The sequence below is a fragment of the Fructilactobacillus sp. X2R5C3 genome (genome assembly GCF_059901325.1).
Map to the genome: position 1 here is coordinate 1 of NZ_JBWXUY010000019.1, position 270 is coordinate 270.

Below are 270 nucleotides of genomic sequence, written 5' to 3' on the forward strand. Positions count from 1 at the left end.
GTAGTCCGGTTTTAGTATTTCGTATCCATTAGCTGTAGTTGCTACAACAGTGTTACCAAGTATTGATAAGTTTTTTAACCCTGTAAATTGTCGTTTAGTAATAACAGTGTTTTGACTAGTTACAGCGTAGACTATATTGCCGGTTGTGCACACAATGACATCAGGCCCTAATACTCCGCACATACGTATTTCACCATCTGGTATGGTTAGAGGCGTCCAAATAGTACCGTTTGTAGAGTAGTTTACGTATGACATTCCGTCATTAGTATC

Annotated in this window: 1 protein-coding gene; it reads right to left on the reverse strand. The window is 38.9% G+C overall.

The features are described from left to right. Nucleotides 1-183: hypothetical protein (locus AC6UDE_RS06985; protein ID WP_500697031.1), on the reverse strand; the 183-nt coding region annotated here is incomplete at its 3' end. Between the last annotated feature and the right edge of the window lie 87 nt (nucleotides 184-270).